This is a genomic window from Novosphingobium aquae (assembly GCF_037572715.1).
Taxonomy (GTDB): Bacteria; Pseudomonadota; Alphaproteobacteria; order Sphingomonadales; family Sphingomonadaceae; genus Novosphingobium; species Novosphingobium aquae.
This window is the reverse complement of the sequence record NZ_JBBHJY010000001.1, coordinates 655,486-670,383: the sequence shown is the minus strand read 5'-3', so window position 1 is coordinate 670,383 and position 14,898 is coordinate 655,486. Positions and strand designations below refer to the sequence as shown.

The 14,898-nt window shown below is 63.9% G+C and carries 16 protein-coding genes; 2 read left to right on the top strand and 14 right to left on the bottom strand.

Annotation, left to right across the window (positions count from 1 at the left end):
* Positions 1–10 precede the first annotated feature (10 nt).
* The 13 genes from nuoI to WG900_RS03305 form a co-directional block, all read right to left on the bottom strand.
* Entirely contained in the window at positions 11–496 is a 486-nt protein-coding gene (gene nuoI, locus WG900_RS03365; RefSeq protein WP_339964644.1) for an NADH-quinone oxidoreductase subunit NuoI, read from the bottom strand.
* Positions 493–1,542, bottom strand: a complete 1,050-nt coding sequence (gene nuoH / locus WG900_RS03360) for an NADH-quinone oxidoreductase subunit NuoH (protein ID WP_339964643.1) — start codon at positions 1,540–1,542, stop codon at positions 493–495. The genes nuoI and nuoH overlap by 4 nt, the downstream gene beginning before the upstream one ends.
* The gene (nuoG, locus tag WG900_RS03355; protein ID WP_339964642.1) at positions 1,539–3,545 is read right to left on the bottom strand and encodes an NADH-quinone oxidoreductase subunit NuoG; all 2,007 of its coding nucleotides are present in this window, start codon (positions 3,543–3,545) and stop codon (positions 1,539–1,541) included. The genes nuoH and nuoG overlap by 4 nt, the downstream gene beginning before the upstream one ends.
* Positions 3,545–4,276: a hypothetical protein gene (locus tag WG900_RS03350; protein ID WP_339964641.1), complete on the bottom strand. Its 732-nt coding sequence runs from the start codon at positions 4,274–4,276 to the stop codon at positions 3,545–3,547. Before WG900_RS03350 ends, nuoG begins: the two co-directional genes overlap by 1 nt.
* A complete protein-coding gene (gene nuoF / locus WG900_RS03345; protein WP_339964640.1) occupies positions 4,273–5,559 on the bottom strand; it encodes an NADH-quinone oxidoreductase subunit NuoF in 1,287 nt (428 codons plus the stop codon). The genes WG900_RS03350 and nuoF overlap by 4 nt, the downstream gene beginning before the upstream one ends.
* Positions 5,560–5,562: 3 nt before the next feature.
* Entirely contained in the window at positions 5,563–6,231 is a 669-nt protein-coding gene (locus WG900_RS03340; RefSeq protein ID WP_339964639.1) for a complex I 24 kDa subunit family protein, read from the bottom strand.
* Positions 6,224–6,424, bottom strand: a complete 201-nt coding sequence (locus tag WG900_RS03335; RefSeq protein ID WP_339964638.1) for a hypothetical protein — start codon at positions 6,422–6,424, stop codon at positions 6,224–6,226. Before WG900_RS03335 ends, WG900_RS03340 begins: the two co-directional genes overlap by 8 nt.
* Positions 6,421–6,771 carry a nuclear transport factor 2 family protein gene (locus WG900_RS03330; protein WP_339964637.1) on the bottom strand — a complete coding sequence of 117 codons (351 nt, stop codon included), beginning with the start codon at positions 6,769–6,771 and terminating at the stop codon, positions 6,421–6,423. Before WG900_RS03330 ends, WG900_RS03335 begins: the two co-directional genes overlap by 4 nt.
* Complete coding sequence (locus WG900_RS03325) at positions 6,768–7,979, bottom strand: NADH-quinone oxidoreductase subunit D (RefSeq protein WP_339964636.1); 1,212 nt, start codon at positions 7,977–7,979, stop codon at positions 6,768–6,770. Before WG900_RS03325 ends, WG900_RS03330 begins: the two co-directional genes overlap by 4 nt.
* A 2-nt stretch (positions 7,980–7,981) precedes the next feature.
* Positions 7,982–8,845, bottom strand: coding sequence for an NADH-quinone oxidoreductase subunit C (locus WG900_RS03320; protein WP_339964635.1), 864 nt, complete (start codon positions 8,843–8,845; stop codon positions 7,982–7,984).
* Between the two features lie 10 nt (positions 8,846–8,855).
* Complete coding sequence (locus tag WG900_RS03315; protein WP_339964634.1) at positions 8,856–9,398, bottom strand: NuoB/complex I 20 kDa subunit family protein; 543 nt, start codon at positions 9,396–9,398, stop codon at positions 8,856–8,858.
* Positions 9,399–9,402: 4 nt separating this feature from the next.
* Positions 9,403–9,777, bottom strand: a complete 375-nt coding sequence (locus WG900_RS03310) for an NADH-quinone oxidoreductase subunit A (RefSeq protein WP_310533053.1) — start codon at positions 9,775–9,777, stop codon at positions 9,403–9,405.
* 214 nt (positions 9,778–9,991) lie between these two features.
* On the bottom strand, positions 9,992–11,422 hold the full coding sequence (locus WG900_RS03305) for a coniferyl aldehyde dehydrogenase (protein ID WP_339964633.1): 1,431 nt from the start codon (positions 11,420–11,422) through the stop codon (positions 9,992–9,994).
* A gap of 145 nt (positions 11,423–11,567) precedes the next feature.
* On the opposite strand from WG900_RS03305, the gene WG900_RS03300 reads away from it, so the two are divergent.
* The gene (locus WG900_RS03300; protein WP_339964631.1) at positions 11,568–12,761 is read left to right on the top strand and encodes an acetyl-CoA C-acyltransferase; all 1,194 of its coding nucleotides are present in this window, start codon (positions 11,568–11,570) and stop codon (positions 12,759–12,761) included.
* A 133-nt stretch (positions 12,762–12,894) separates the two neighbouring features.
* On the opposite strand, the gene WG900_RS03295 is transcribed toward WG900_RS03300, so the two are convergent.
* On the bottom strand, positions 12,895–13,365 hold the full coding sequence (locus WG900_RS03295; RefSeq protein WP_339964630.1) for an SH3 domain-containing protein: 471 nt from the start codon (positions 13,363–13,365) through the stop codon (positions 12,895–12,897).
* Between the two features lie 169 nt (positions 13,366–13,534).
* Here WG900_RS03295 and WG900_RS03290 point away from each other — a divergent pair, with 169 nt between their 5' ends.
* On the top strand, positions 13,535–14,839 hold the full coding sequence (locus WG900_RS03290) for an ammonium transporter (protein WP_339964629.1): 1,305 nt from the start codon (positions 13,535–13,537) through the stop codon (positions 14,837–14,839).
* The last annotated feature ends 59 nt before the right edge of the window (positions 14,840–14,898 follow it).

Genomic DNA, 14,898 nt, shown 5'->3' with positions numbered 1-14,898 from the left:
CGCGCGCCCCCTATCGATACGGCGCGTCGGCTTCAAGGTTCGCGGCTATCGCCCGCTCCCACTTGTCCCCGTTCGCCAGCAGCTTGGCCTTGTCGTAAAGCAGTTCTTCGCGCGTTTCGGTCGCGAATTCGAAGTTCGGCCCCTCGACCACGGCATCGACCGGGCAGGCTTCCTGGCAGAAACCGCAGTAGATGCACTTGGTCATGTCGATGTCATAGCGCGTGGTGCGGCGGCTGCCGTCCTCGCGCGGTTCCGCCTCGATGGTGATCGCCTGCGCCGGGCAGACGGCTTCACACAGCTTGCAAGCAATGCAACGTTCCTCGCCATTGGGATAGCGGCGCAGCGCATGCTCACCGCGGAAGCGGGGCGAGAGCGGGTTCTTCTCGAACGGATAGTTGATCGTCGCTTTGGGCTTGAAGAAGTACCTCAAGGTCAGCCAATGCGCCTTCAGGAATTCCCAAAGGGTGAACGATTTGATGAGCTGCGCGGCGGTCATGCGCCATACCTCGTGAACATGAGATAGCCGCTCACCAGAACGACGAACATCAGCGACACGGGCAGGAATACCTTCCAGCCCAGGCGCATCAGCTGGTCATAGCGGTAGCGGGGAACGGTAGCCTTCACCCATGAGAAGATGAAGAAGAAGAACAGGATCTTGAGCAGCAACCAGACCACGCCCGGAATGTCGAACCAGGGGATCAGGTCGATGTTCATCGGAGGCAGGTAGCCGCCCCAGAACAGCGTGGCGTTGAGCGCGCACATCAGCAGCACGTTGGCATATTCGCCAAGCCAGTAGAGCGCGAAGCTCATCGACGAATACTCGGTCTGGTAGCCGGCAACGAGCTCCGATTCCGCCTCGGTCAGGTCGAACGGCGCGCGACCGGTTTCAGCCATGCCCGAGATCAGGAACATCACCCACATCGGGAACAGCAGTGGGTTGAACACGAAGCCGTTGAACAGCCAGACATGCTCCTTCTGCGCCTCGACAATGGTCTTGAGGTTGAAGCTGTCCGCCCACAGGACGACGCAGATCAGGATGAAACCGATCGAAACTTCGTAGGAAATCATCTGCGCCGATGCGCGCATCGCCGAGAAGAACGGGTACTTCGAGTTCGACGACCAACCGGCGATCACGGTGCCGTAAACCCCCAGCGACGAGATCGCGAGGATGTAGAGCAGGCCGACGTTGATGTCGGCAAGGATCGCGCCAGAGTTGAACGGCAGCACCGCCCAAGCCATCAGCGCGACGGTGAAGGTGATTATCGGTGCGATCAGGAACAGGCCCTTGTTCGCCGCGCTCGGGATGATGGTTTCCTGCAGGAAAACCTTGAGCCCGTCGGCGAAGGACTGCAGCAGGCCCCACGGCCCGACCACGTTCGGCCCGCGCCGCAGCGCCATCGCCGCCCAGATCTTGCGGTCGGCATAGATGATCATCGCCACGCCAACCATGAGCGGCAGTGCGATGAGCAGGATGCCGGCGATCGTCGCCAGCGCCCAGGCCCAGTCGTGGCTCATGCCCCAATTCATGAAGGTCTGAGTCATTCCGCAGCCTCCTCGAAGTCTTCCCCGTGGAGCAATTCTGCCGAGCAGCGCTGCATCGTCGCGCTGGCGCGGGCGATCGGGTTGGTAAGGTAGAAGTCCTTGATCGGATATCCAGCGAGAGTGCCTGCAGCGTTGACCTTGGCGGCCTTAGGCAGCGCACCGTAGCTAGCCAATCCCTCTACGCCGAGCGACGGCACGGCGACGATCATCGCGGCGCGCAGCTGGTCGAAGCTGTCGAAGCCGACCGACACGCCCAGCGCATCGGCCATGGCGCGCAGGATCGTCCAGTCCTCTCGCGCATCGCCGGGGGCGAAGACCGCCTTGTCGGCAAATTGCACGCGGCCTTCGGTGTTGACGTAGGTGCCAGCCTTTTCGCTGAACGCCGATCCGGGTAGGATCACGTCGGCGGCATGGGCGCCCTTGTCGCCGTGGTGGCCGATGTAGACGATGATCGAGTCCGAGAACTTCGCGTAATCAACTTCATCCGCACCGAGCGAAATCAGCATCTTGGGCTTGGCGTCCGCGAGATCGGCAATGCCGCCCTTTTGAGCATAGCCCAGCATCAGCCCGCCCATGCGGCTGGCCGCCATGTGCAGGACGTTGAAGCCGTTCCAGCCGTCACGGACGAGTTTGAAAGTACCGGCAAAGGCCAGCGCCGCGCCCAGAGCGCCCTGCCCCAGCGCCGCTCCGCCGACGATGATCGCCGGACGTTCGGCATTCTTGAAGGCTTCGGTCACGTCGCTCGGCAGCTTGTCCAACACCGCAATGTCATTGCCCAGGAACGTCGTCGGCACGGTGGTTTCCCATTCCGGCCCGACGAGGAACAGCTTCGCGCCGCGCTTTGCCGCCTTGCGCAGGCGGGTCATCACCAGCGGCGCTTCCCAGCGCACGTGGCTGCCGACGATCAGGATCGCATCGGCTTCCTCGATGCCCGAGAACGTCGAATTGAAATTCACCGCCGCAAGGTTCGAGCAGTCATAGGACAGACCCGTCTGGCGGCCTTCGAGCATCGTGGAACCGAGCGCTCCGGCCAGCGCCTTGGCCGCAAACATCGTCTCGCAATCGACGAGATCACCCGCGACCACGCCAACATCCTTGCCCGGCTTGACCTTGGAAATGGCGGCAAACGCCTCTTCCCAAGTGGCCGCAACCAGCTTGCCGTTCTTGCGCAGCCACGGCTTGTCGAGCCGGCGCGCGGTGAGGCCATCGACCTGGAAGCGGCCCTTGTCGGACAGCCATTCCTCGTTCACGTCATCGTTCACACGCGGCAGGATGCGCAGGACCTCGCGGCCGCGGCTGTCGAGCCGGATGTTGGCCCCGCAGGCGTCGGACACGTCGATCGACAGCGTCTTCTTCAACTCCCACGGGCGCGCCTCGAAGGCATAGGGGCGCGAAGTGAGCGCGCCGACCGGGCAGAGGTCGATCACGTTGGCGCTCATTTCGTGAGTCGCCGCGCGCTCGAGGTAGGTGGTGATCTGCATTGCTTCGCCGCGATAAAGCGCGCCGATTTCGTCCACGCCGGCGATCTCTTCGGAGAAGCGCACGCAGCGGGTGCAGTGGATGCAGCGGGTCATCGCCGTCTTGATCAGCGGACCCATGTACTTTTCGGTGACCGCGCGCTTGTTCTCGTCATAGCGCGAGGCGCCGCGGCCATAAGCGACCGACTGGTCCTGCAGGTCGCACTCGCCGCCCTGATCGCAAATCGGGCAATCGAGCGGGTGGTTGATGAGGAGAAACTCCATCACCCCTTCGCGCGCCTTCTTGACCATTTCGCTGTCGGTGCGGATGTTCTGGCCATCGGCAGCGGGCAGCGCGCAGCTTGCCTGCGGCTTAGGCGGCCCGGGGGCAACCTCGACCAGGCACATGCGGCAATTACCCGCGATTGACAGGCGCTCATGATAGCAAAAGCGCGGGATTTCCTTGCCGGCCAGCTCGCAGGCCTGCAGGACGGTGGCGCCCTGCGGAACTTCGAGTTCGATGCCGTCGACGGTGACCTTGGGCATTACAGGGAGGCTCCGGAACTTTGAGCCTGTGACAGGCGATAATAGGCGATAGCGAGCGCGCCGCGCACGCTGATGCGGTCGAGGCTGACGGTTTCACCCGCCTTGACGCACTGGCCGAGCATCGGTCCGAGCGCGTTGAGCGACTGTAGCTCCGCTGGCGTTTCCAGCGCAGTGCCCAGCACCGTGCGCGACTGCTCCGGGGCAATGCGCACGACGCATTCGCCGAGCTTGCCCATCAGGGTCGCTTCGGTCTTGCGGGCTATGGCGGCGCGTTGGCGGGCGAGCTTTTCCTCGGGAACCGGCTTGCCGTCAGGGTAAGTCATGCGCAGCGGGCGCGGTTCGTCGTAGGTGAGGATCGCAACCGCCTTGAGGCCATCAATCGAGAGCGCCTTTGCACTCTTGCCGACCAGTGCTTCGGCTATGACGCCGCGATAGGTGTCATCGTCGAGACGCATGCGAAGCCGGCCCTGAAAGCCCGACGCGGTGTTCGCCAGCAGGTCCTCGTCCATGCATTCGCGTTGCTTCAGGCGCTTGCCTTCTGGACTTTCGCGATTGAAGTTAGCGCCCGAGACAACGGCCTTGTGCGCCAGTTCCGGCTCGCGTTTGGCAATGCAGGCGCCGTAATCGGCAAGGAACTTGCGGATCTGCGCGGGGCTCGGCGGTTCAGCAGCATGAGCCGGCAGCACGACGGCGGCGGTACAAAACGCCAGAATGGAACGAGTCAGCTTCATTCCGCCGCCTCCCGCACGTTTTCCGCGATGCGGCGTTCGAGTTCGGGGCGGAAATGCTTGATCAGGCCCTGAATCGGCCATGCCGCCGCATCGCCGAGCGCGCAGATGGTGTGGCCTTCGACCTGCTTGGTCACCTGCTGGAGCATGTCGATTTCGCCGACCTCAGCGTCGCCGGTGCGCAGGCGTTCCATCATGCGCCACATCCAGCCGGTGCCTTCGCGGCACGGCGTGCACTGGCCGCAGGACTCATGCTTGTAGAAGTACGAGAGGCGGCTGATGGCGCGGACGATGTCGGTCGACTTGTCCATGACAATGACCGCCGCCGTGCCGAGGCCCGAGCCGACAGCTTTCAGGCCGTCGAAGTCCATCGGCGCGTCCCAGATCTGGTCGGCGGGGACGAGCGGAACCGAGGAACCGCCGGGGATAACCGCGAGCAGGTTGTCGCGCCCGCCGCGAATGCCGCCGCAGTGCTTTTCGATCAGCTCGCTGAAGGGGATGCTCATTTCCTCTTCAACGACGCAGGGCTTGTTCACGTGGCCGCTGATCTGGAAGAGCTTGGTGCCCTTGTTACCTTCGCGGCCGAACGAGGAGAACCACGCCGCGCCGCGCCGGATGATCGTGGGGGCAACGGCGATCGATTCGACGTTGTTGACGGTTGTCGGGCAGCCATAGAGGCCCGCGCCGGCCGGGAATGGCGGCTTCAGGCGAGGCTGGCCCTTCTTGCCCTCGATCGATTCGATCATCGCGGTTTCTTCGCCGCAGATGTAGGCGCCGGCACCGCGGTGGACGAAGACGTCGAAATCGTAGCCGGACTTGCAGGCGTTCTTGCCGATCAGGCGGGCGTCATAGGCCTCCTGCACGGCGGCAAACAGCGTCTCGGCCTCGCGGATGTATTCGCCGCGAATGTAAATGTAGGCGGCGCGCGCGCCCATGGCGAAACCGGCGACCAGCGCGCCCTCGATCAGCTTGTGCGGATCGTGGCGGATGATCTCGCGGTCCTTGCACGAACCTGGCTCGGATTCGTCGGCGTTGATGACGAGAAAACCCGGACGGTCCGGACGGTATTCCTTGGGCATGAACGACCACTTTAGGCCGGTCGGGAACCCTGCCCCGCCGCGTCCGCGCAGCCCGGAATCCTTGACCTCCTGTACGATGGCATCGCGGCCCTTGGCAAGGATCGCCTTGGTATTGTCCCAGTCACCGCGCTTGCGGGCAGCCGCAAGGCTCCACGGCTGATAGCCGTAGACGTTGGTGAAAATGCGGTCCTTGTCAGCGAGAGCCATGGCTTACCACTCCCCTCGGTAATCGTGATTTTCGGTCGCCATCGCCTTCAGCGTCGAGAGCGCGCCGGCGGGCTCCACCGTGTGGCGGCCCGGTTCCTGCGTTCCGGCCTTGGGCGCCTTGCCGGCAGCAAGCGCATCGAGCACGGCATCGAGGCGTTCTGCGGTCAGGTCCTCGAAATTGTCGTCGTTAATCTGGACCATCGGGGCCGAGGCGCAATTGCCCATGCATTCGACCTCGGTCAGCGTCCACAACCCGTCATCGGTGGTGTGGCCAATGCTCATACCGCGCTTAGCGCAGGCGGTGAACAGGTCGTCGGAACCGCGCAGCATGCACGGCGTAGTGCCGCAGACCTGCACGTGGAACTTGCCCACCGGAACGAGGTTGTACATGAAATAGAAGGTCGCGACCTCGACCACGCGGATGACCGGCATCTCGAGGTATTTGGCGACATATTCCATCACCGGGATCGGCAGCCAGCCCTGCGTGTTCGTTTCCTCGCCCACCTGGCGCTGGGCATAGTCGAGCAACGCCATCACGGCCGAGCGCTGGCGCCCGGCGGGATAGCGCGCGACAGCGGCCTTGGCCTTGGCATCCCATGCGGGATTGAAGGTGAAGCCGGACCAGCGCTCGCGCAGTTCGGGTGTATCGGGGGCGAGACGGCGATCAGCCACGGCTGCGGTTCCTGCGCTGTGCGACCTGCTGGCCGAAGAAGAAGACTTCGAACCCGGCAATCGCGGCGGCGAGCGACGCGATCATGTCGAAATCGGCGCTGCCCGACAGGCCGAGCGCAATGGCCGCGAGCGCGAGCACTATGCCGGTCACTGCGGCAAGGACGCGCAATTGTTCAACAGGAGTGAAATTCACCGGACAAACTCCACGCGAGAGCATTTGTCGCCCTCGAAAGAATAGATTGCGACCACGTCGAACGGTTCGACCAGTTCCGAACCATCAGAGGCCGGACCGCGCGTCACGTGTTCGCGCATCAGGACATAGCTGCCGATGGCCTGAGCCTCGACGATTTCGGCATGGTTCTGCGGCCACTTGGCAAAAGCGGTAGCGAGGCCGGAGCGCGTGCCTTCCTTGCCCTCACGCACGACCGCACCGCGATAGTTCGCTTCGCAGGCGTCGTCGGTCATGAACGACACATAGGTGTCCACGTCCTGCGCGTTGTAGGCGGCGATCATGGCCTTGGCGGTTTCGAGGTTGGTCACCGGTCACACTCCCCGAACACCACGTCGATGGCGCCGATAATGGCGGTGACGTCGGGCAGCATGTGGCCCTTGGACATGAAGTCCATCGCCTGCAGGTGACTGAACGCGGTCGGGCGGATCTTGCAGCGATAGGGCTTGTTCGAGCCGTCGGCGACGAGATAGACGCCGAATTCGCCCTTGGGGCTTTCGGTGGCGACATAGACTTCGCCCGCCGGAACGTGGAAGCCTTCGGTGTAGAGCTTGAAGTGATGGATCAGCGCTTCCATCGACTGCTTCATCTCCGCGCGCTTCGGCGGTGAGACCTTGCGGTCGTCCGAGGCAACGGGGCCGCCCGGCATTTCGGCCAGGCACTGCTTCATAATGCGGGCCGACTGGCGCACTTCCTCGACGCGGACCATGAACCGGTCATAGCAATCGCCGCGCGTGCCGACCGGAATTTCGAAGTCCATCTTGGCATAGACGTCGTAGGGCTGGCTCTTGCGCAGGTCCCACGGAATGCCCGAGCCGCGGATCATCGGGCCGGAGAAGCCCCATGCCAGCGCGTCTTCCTTGGAGACCGTAGCGATATCGACGTTGCGCTGCTTGAAGATGCGGTTGTCGACCACGAGGCTCATCGCGTCCTCGAACAGTTGCGGCAGGCGGCTGTCGAGCCAGACGCCGATATCGACGAGCAGCTTTTCCGGCACGTCCTGATGCACGCCGCCGGGGCGGAACCACGCCGAGTGCATGCGGGCTCCGCTCGCGCGTTCGAAGAAGTTGAGGCAGTCCTCGCGGATTTCGAACATCCACAGGTTCGGCGTCATCGCGCCGACGTCCATGACGTGGCTGCCGAGGTTGAGCATGTGGTTGCAGATGCGGGTCAGCTCGGCAAACAGCACGCGCAGGTACTGCCCGCGCGCCGGCACTTCGATGTTGAGTAGCTTCTCGATCGCCAGCACATAGGAGTGCTCCATGGCGAGCGGCGAGCAATAGTCCAGCCGGTCGAAATAGGGCAGCGCCTGCAGGTAGGTCTTGTGCTCGATCAGCTTTTCGGTGCCGCGGTGCAGCAGGCCGACGTGCGGATCGATACGCTCGATGATCTCGCCATCAAGCTCCATGACCATGCGCAGCACGCCGTGCGCCGCCGGGTGCTGCGGGCCGAAGTTGATCGTGTAGTTGGTGATTACTTCATCACCGGTGGTCGGCGACTGTTCAAGCTGGAGCGACATGTTCAGCTACCCTCCGGCGCGCGGGGCGACTTGGCCGAGGCGCTCTTGGCGCGGGGTTTGCGAGCCGGGCGGCTCTCGGTCGGAGCAGGCGCGCCGGGTTCAGCCTTGGCGGTCCGCTTGGGCGCACCCGGCTTGGCAACCTTCTTGGCCGCGGCCTTGTTGGTCGCTGCACCAGCGCCGGTATCAGCGGGCTTTTCCGTCGTCTTGGGGGTCGGCGGCGCGGCGGGCGGCGGCGGAGGCGGCGATTGCACGGCCTTCTCGTCACCCGGCAGGACATAGTCCGCGCCTTCCCACGGGCTCATGAAATCGAACGAGCGCAGGTCCTGCGCCAGCTTGACCGGTTCATAGACCACGCGCTTGTCCTCTTCGGAATAACGCAGTTCCTGATAGCCGGTGAGCGGGAAGTCCTTGCGGAACGGATGGCCTTCGAAGCCATAATCGGTGAGGATGCGGCGCAGGTCGGCATTGCCGGCGAAGATCACGCCGTACATGTCATAGACTTCGCGCTCGAGCCATCCGGCGACCGGCCACAGCGTGGTGACGGTCGGCACCGGGGTGCTTTCCGAAGCCGTGACCTTGACCATCACGCGGTGGTTCTTCGTCACCGAAAGCAGCATGTAGACGACGTCGAACCGCTCGGCGCGCGACGGATAATCGACGCCGGCAATTTCCATCAGCTGCTGGTACTGGTGATCGTCCCGCAGCGTACGCAGCGCGTTCTCGATCTGGTCGCGCGCGACGGTGATGACGACTTCGCCATATTCCTCGCGAGCGGCAATAACCGAGGCGCCAAGTGCGGCGGTCAGCGTTTCAAGGACGCCATCGTTGCTGGCGAACTTCGGGGCGGAGTGGAGGACCTGTGCCATGCGTCCGTCCTCAGCGCTCAAGCGTGCCGACGCGGCGGATCTTCCGCTGCAACTGCATCACTGCATAGAGCAACGCCTCAGCCGTCGGCGGGCAGCCAGGGACATAGATGTCCACCGGCACGATCCGGTCACAGCCGCGAACGACGCTATACGAATAGTGATAGTACCCGCCGCCATTGGCGCAGGAACCCATCGAGATGACGTACTTCGGGTCCGACATCTGGTCGTAAACCTTGCGCAGCGCCGGGGCCATCTTGTTGCACAGCGTGCCGGCGACGATCATCACGTCCGACTGGCGCGGAGAGGCACGCGGGGCGACGCCGAAACGCTCCATGTCATAACGCGGCATGTTCACATGGATCATCTCGACCGCGCAGCAGGCGAGGCCGAAGGTCATCCACCACAGCGAGCCGGTGCGAGCCCACTGGAACAGTTCCTCGGTGCTCATGACAAGGAAGCCCTTGTCCGAAACCTCGGCATTGAGGCCGTCGAAGAACGACTGGTCGGGCGCCGTGATCAGGCCCGGAGCGGCGGGGGGGACGAGTGCATTCATCAGATCATTCCCAATCCAGCGCGCCGACTTTCCACGCATAGGCAAGGCCCACCAGCAGTTCGCCAAGGAAGACCATCATCGTGATCCAGCCCGGCCAGCCGGTGAAGTCCAGGCTGACCGCCCAGGGAAACAGGAAGGCCGCTTCAAGGTCGAAAACGATGAACAGGATCGCGACCAAATAGAACCGCACGTCGAACTGGCTGCGCGGATCCTCGAACGCGGGAAAGCCGCATTCGTATTCGCTGTTCTTTTCCGCATTCGGGTTGTGCGTGCCGGTAAGGTACGAAACGCCCATTGGCAGGAAGACGAATGCCGTCGACAGACCCAGCGCGATGACCAGGAAAATGAGGATCGGAAGATATTGTGACAGATCGACCATGATTACCCAGTGTGAGCGGCGGAATCGCCATCGATAAGGCTTTGATCCGGCCCCTAGTCCCGCCCTGCGGCGCGCGCAAGTGGGGTTAGGTCCATATTCCACGAAGCGCCGGTTCCCCTGCCTGTCGTCCCGGGCTTGACCCGGGACCGCTGGCCTCATCGACGCGGTGCCTCGTCCAGTCTCCAGCGGTCCCGGATCAAGTCCGGGACGACGATTATTTTCCCAGTTCCCGCCTCAACTGGGCCGCAGTTGCCTTGCCATAGGGCGGGCGCAGGCCGGCGATTCCGGCAACATTGATGCGGGTCTGGCGGAACACGGCGCGGGCATGGCTGAACTCGCGGAAGCCTTCGACGCCGTGGTAATGGCCCATGCCGGACGGGCCGATGCCGCCAAACGGCAGGTCATCGTTGGAAATGTGCATGATCACGTCGTTGACCGTCACCCCGCCCGACACGGTGCGCGACAGCACGCGCTCTTCCTCCGTCCGATCGCGCCCGAAGTAATAGAGCCCCAGCGGCCGGTCATGGGCATTCACGTAAGCAATCGCCTCGTCGATGCCGTCATAGGTCATCACCGGCAGCACCGGGCCAAAGACCTCTTCCTGCATCACGGTCATATCGTCATTCACCCCGCGCAGGATAGTGAGCGGCATCTTGTTGCCGTTGGATCCGGCAAAGTCCTCGCCCGCCGGGTTGACCTCAATCACTTCCGCGCCCTTGGCCCGCGCATCGGCGACATGGGCGGCGAGGCGGTCACGGTGGCGGGCGTTGATCACGCTGGCGTAGTTGTCGTTGGAAAGCAGCGTGGGATACATCGCCGAGGCCTGAGCGACGAGCGCACTCACCATCCGCGTTTCATCCTCACGGGGCACCAACAGGTAATCGGGCGCGAGGCAGATCTGCCCGGCGTTCATCATCTTGCCGAGAGCGATGCGGCCGGCTGCCTTGTCGATATCGGCGCTGCGCCCGATGATCGTCGGCGACTTGCCGCCCAATTCAAGCGTCACTGGCACAAGGTTGTCTGCGGCCGCGCGCATTACGTGCCGCCCGATAGAGGTCGCGCCGGTGAACATAAGGTGGTCGAACGGCAGTGCGGCGAAGGCTTGTCCCGTCTCTACTCCGCCGGTCACCACGGCGACTTCCTCGGGCGCGAAAAAGCGCGCGACCAATTCCGCCAGCAGGTCCGAAGTCCGCTCGGTAAATTCCGAAGGCTTGAGCATCGCGCGGTTGCCGGCCGACAGCACGCAGGCCAGCGGCGTCATCACCATGCCGATGGGGAAGTTCCACGGCGCCATGATGCCGATCACGCCCTTGGGCTGATAACGCACCTCTGCCTTCGCGCCCAGAAATCCGAGCGGAAACAACGGGCGGCGCTTGTCCCCCCTCGCCCAGCTGCGGAAATGCTTCCTGGCGTGGCGCAGCGCGTTCACCGCCGGGAGAATGTCCGTCAGCATGGTCTGTTCGCGGCTGCGGCTTCCGAAGTCGGCGGAAACGGCGGCGGCGAGCAGCTCCTTATTCTCGATCAGCAGGGCAATCGCCCGCTTCAGGCGACCATCCCGCGCATCGAGCGATTCGGGCATGGCGGCGGCAAAGGCGGCCTTCTGGGCGCGCAGGGCTGCGTTCATTCCCTCGGCGATGGTGGACATGTGCGGCTCCCCTGCGACTTTCACCGCGTTTTCAGGGCTGGACGCGTGAATGGCAAGGGCGGCGCGAAATTTGCCCTTGCCGCAGTGCAGCATTAGGATCACTGGGAATCAAACCCTAACCGTTTGCAGAAGGCTTCGCATTCACATGGCCCAGATCTCCGCCTCCGATCCGATCGTTGTCCTGTCCTATGCCCGCACCCCGATGGGCGGCCTTGCCGGTGCCTTCGCCGATGTCGCGGCGACCGATCTTGGCGCCACTGCGGTCAAGGCAGCGGTTGAGCGCGCCGGTATCGACGGCGCCGATGTCGAGCGGATCTACATGGGCTGCGTGCTTCCCGCCGGCCTCGGCCAAGCCCCTGCCCGCCAGGTCGCGCTCAAGGCCGGCCTGCCCAAGTCGGTCCAGGCAAGCACGGTCAACAAGGTCTGCGGCTCAGGCATGCAGACGGTGATCATGGGCGCCGAGGCGCTTGCCGCCGGTTCGCTCGATCTGGTGATCGCTGGCGGCATGGAAAGCATGACCAACGCGCCTTACCTGCTCAAGAAGCACCGCGCCGGCGCACGTGCGGGCCATGATACGGCCTATGACCACATGTTCCTCGACGGCCTTGAAGACGCATACGAAGGCGGCTCAATGGGCTCGTTCGCGCAGGTTTCGGCCGACGAATACCAGCTCACCCGCGAAGGGCAGGATGCTTATTCGATCGAATCGCTGCGCCGCGCGCAGGAAGCCATCGCCACCGGCGCTTTCGCCAGCGAAGTCGTGCCGGTAACGGTCAAGACCCGCGCCGGCGAAGTCATCGTCGATACCGACGAGCAGCCCGGCAAGGGCCGCCCGGACAAGATCCCCACCCTGCGCCCCGCCTTTTCGAAGGACGGCACGATCACCGCCGCATCCTCCTCGTCGATTTCCGACGGCGCGGCTGCCATGGTGCTCACCCGCCAGTCGGTCGCCGACGCCAAGGGCCTGACCCCGGTCGCGCGCATTGTTGCGGTTGCCGGCCATGCGCAGGAGCCTTCGAAGTTCACCACGGCTCCGGTCGGCGCGATCAAAAAGCTGATGGACAAGGCCGGCTGGGACCTTGCCGATGTCGACCTGTTCGAAATCAATGAGGCCTTTGCCTGCGTCGCCATGTTCGCCATGCACGACCTCGGCATCCCGCATGACAAGGTCAACGTCCACGGCGGCGCGACCGCGCTGGGCCACCCGATCGGCGCATCGGGCACGCGCATCATCACCACGCTGATCGGCGCGCTGAAGCACAAGGGCCTGAAGAAGGGCGTTGCCAGCCTGTGCATCGGCGGCGGCGAAGCCACTGCCGTTGCGATTGAACTGATCTGATTTGCTGGTCGTCCCGGGCTTGGCCCGGGACTGCCGGCCTCATCGAAGCAAACTTTCATCCAGCCGCCAGCGGTCCCGGATCAGGTCCGGGACGACGCGCGAATCACGCGTTTGTCTTGATCACGTGTCTTGATCACGGATTTTGGGCGCCCCACAGCCGGTCCTGCGGCACGAAGCCCTGGTGCCCGGTCGGCAGGCTGAAATCGCACCAGCCTTCGCTGCATTCGCCCAGCTTGCCGGTCACGCCCGGCTCCAGCCGCCACTTGAGCTTGGAACCGGCTTCGGGCTTTTCGTGCATTTCGGCGAGGCCTTTGCCCTGCACCAGCCCGGCCCGGCGCTGCGACATCAGGCTGCCCAGCACCCAGCCGGTCGCGCCGTCGGGATCCTCGACCCGCCACCAGCCTTCCTTGGTCCGCACAACCTTCATCGGCAGGCTGACGCGCTTGTAGACCCAGAGAACGCGGTAATCCTCACCCGGGCCAACGCGCATATTGACGGTTGCCGCCTTGGTCGAGGCCCAGAACGGCGGTTCGGGATCTTCAGCGGATAGGGGGCTGGCGAAAGTGGCGGCCAGCAGGGTGGCAAAAAGGGTAATCCGGCGCATCCGCTTGCCTTAGCGCCGATGGCTGTCCCGTATCAAGGCAGGTCGGCGTGTTACACGCGTTTCCGCAATATTGCTGCGCTGCGCCCCTTGATGCTGGCATATGCTTGCCTTAGAGGCGCAGGTGAGGAAATGCGCCGGGTGAGGCGGCGCACGTGAGGGGATTGCACCAATGAACAAATGGATCGCGCGCGCTGCTGCGCTGGGCATGCTGCTCGCCCCTGTTGCCGTGCAGGCGCAGGAAGCTGTGATCGATGCGGCGGATAGCGGCGATACGGCCTGGATCCTTGTTTCCTCGGCTTTTGTCCTGATGATGACCATGCCGGGACTTACCCTGTTCTATGGCGGTCTGGTCCGCTCGAAGAATTTCCTGTCGGTCTGCCTGCAGGTCGGCGCGATCGCGGCAGTGGTATCGCTGTTGTGGATCTTCGTTGGCTACACCTTTGCCTTCGGCCCCGTGACCAACGGCTGGCTGGGCGCGGGGACCAACTGGATGCTCAACAACATCGGTAATGTCCGTGATGGCTATAATGTGCCGGAAAGCGCCTTTGCCCTGTTCCAGCTGACCTTCGCGGCAATCACTCCCGCGCTGATGGTCGGCGCCTGGGTCGATCGCGCCCGCTTCGGCTGGGTCGTGCTGTTCAGCGCGCTGTGGAGCCTGATCGTTTACGTACCGGTCGCCCACTGGATCTGGGGCGGCGGCTGGATGGCCACCAAGCTCGGCACGCTGGATTTCGCGGGCGGCATTGTCGTCCACACCACCGCCGGCGTTTCGGCGCTGGTCACGGCCGCCCTGCTCGGCAAGCGCACCGGCTTCCCCAAGACGCTGATGCTGCCGCACAGCCCGGCGCTGACCATGGCCGGCGCGGCCCTGCTCTGGGTGGGCTGGTTCGGCTTCAACGGCGGCTCTTCTCTCGCCGCCACGGATGACGCGGCTTCGGCCATCATCAACACCCATGTTGGGGCCTGCGCTGCCGCAATGATGTGGCTGCTGATCGAACGCATCAAGGTGGGCAAGGCAACCAGCGTCGGCTTCGCCACCGGCGCGATTGCCGGACTTGCGACGGTTACACCGGCCGCGGGTTTTATCTCGCCGGGTGCCGCATTCCTCCTCGGCCTCATCGCCGCACTGGTCTGCTTCCCGATGATCCAGATCGTCAAGAACCGCTTCCACATCGACGATTCGCTCGACGTCTTCGCCGTCCACGGCGTCGGCGGCATCACAGGTTCGATCCTGCTGGCGGTGTTCTACAACCCGGCCCTCGGCGGCACTGCCGATCCGGCGACCTACTCGCTCGGCGGGCAGTTGATTGCCCAGATCGCCGGCGTCGGCATTGTCGCGGTGTGGTCGGCGATTGCCAGCTCGATCCTGGCCGTCGCAGTCGGGCTGATCTTCCCGATGCGGGTAAGCGAGGATGACGAACGCGAAGGGCTCGACCTTGCCAGCCACGGCGAGCGCGCTTGGGAAATGGACTGATCCCGAAATTCGGACGGTGGCCATCTTCAATTTGATTGCCACCGTCATCGAACTGACGC

Excerpts from the sequence above, each read along its gene's own strand:
- WG900_RS03295 (WP_339964630.1), bottom strand. The coding sequence starts at position 13,365 with ATGCGCCGGATTACCCTTTTTGCCACCCTGCTGGCCGCCACTTTCGCC.
- WG900_RS03305 (WP_339964633.1), bottom strand. The coding sequence starts at position 11,422 with ATGTCCACCATCGCCGAGGGAATGAACGCAGCCCTGCGCGCCCAGAAG.
- WG900_RS03300 (WP_339964631.1), top strand. The coding sequence starts at position 11,568 with ATGGCCCAGATCTCCGCCTCCGATCCGATCGTTGTCCTGTCCTATGCC.
- nuoF (WP_339964640.1), bottom strand. The coding sequence starts at position 5,559 with ATGGCTCTCGCTGACAAGGACCGCATTTTCACCAACGTCTACGGCTAT.
- nuoG (WP_339964642.1), bottom strand. The coding sequence starts at position 3,545 with ATGCCCAAGGTCACCGTCGACGGCATCGAACTCGAAGTTCCGCAGGGC.
- WG900_RS03325 (WP_339964636.1), bottom strand. The coding sequence starts at position 7,979 with ATGTCGCTCCAGCTTGAACAGTCGCCGACCACCGGTGATGAAGTAATC.
- nuoH (WP_339964643.1), bottom strand. The coding sequence starts at position 1,542 with ATGACTCAGACCTTCATGAATTGGGGCATGAGCCACGACTGGGCCTGG.
- WG900_RS03290 (WP_339964629.1), top strand. The coding sequence starts at position 13,535 with ATGAACAAATGGATCGCGCGCGCTGCTGCGCTGGGCATGCTGCTCGCC.
- nuoI (WP_339964644.1), bottom strand. The coding sequence starts at position 496 with ATGACCGCCGCGCAGCTCATCAAATCGTTCACCCTTTGGGAATTCCTG.
- WG900_RS03315 (WP_339964634.1), bottom strand. The coding sequence starts at position 9,398 with ATGAATGCACTCGTCCCCCCCGCCGCTCCGGGCCTGATCACGGCGCCC.
- WG900_RS03310 (WP_310533053.1), bottom strand. The coding sequence starts at position 9,777 with ATGGTCGATCTGTCACAATATCTTCCGATCCTCATTTTCCTGGTCATC.
- WG900_RS03320 (WP_339964635.1), bottom strand. The coding sequence starts at position 8,845 with ATGGCACAGGTCCTCCACTCCGCCCCGAAGTTCGCCAGCAACGATGGC.
- WG900_RS03350 (WP_339964641.1), bottom strand. The coding sequence starts at position 4,276 with ATGAAGCTGACTCGTTCCATTCTGGCGTTTTGTACCGCCGCCGTCGTG.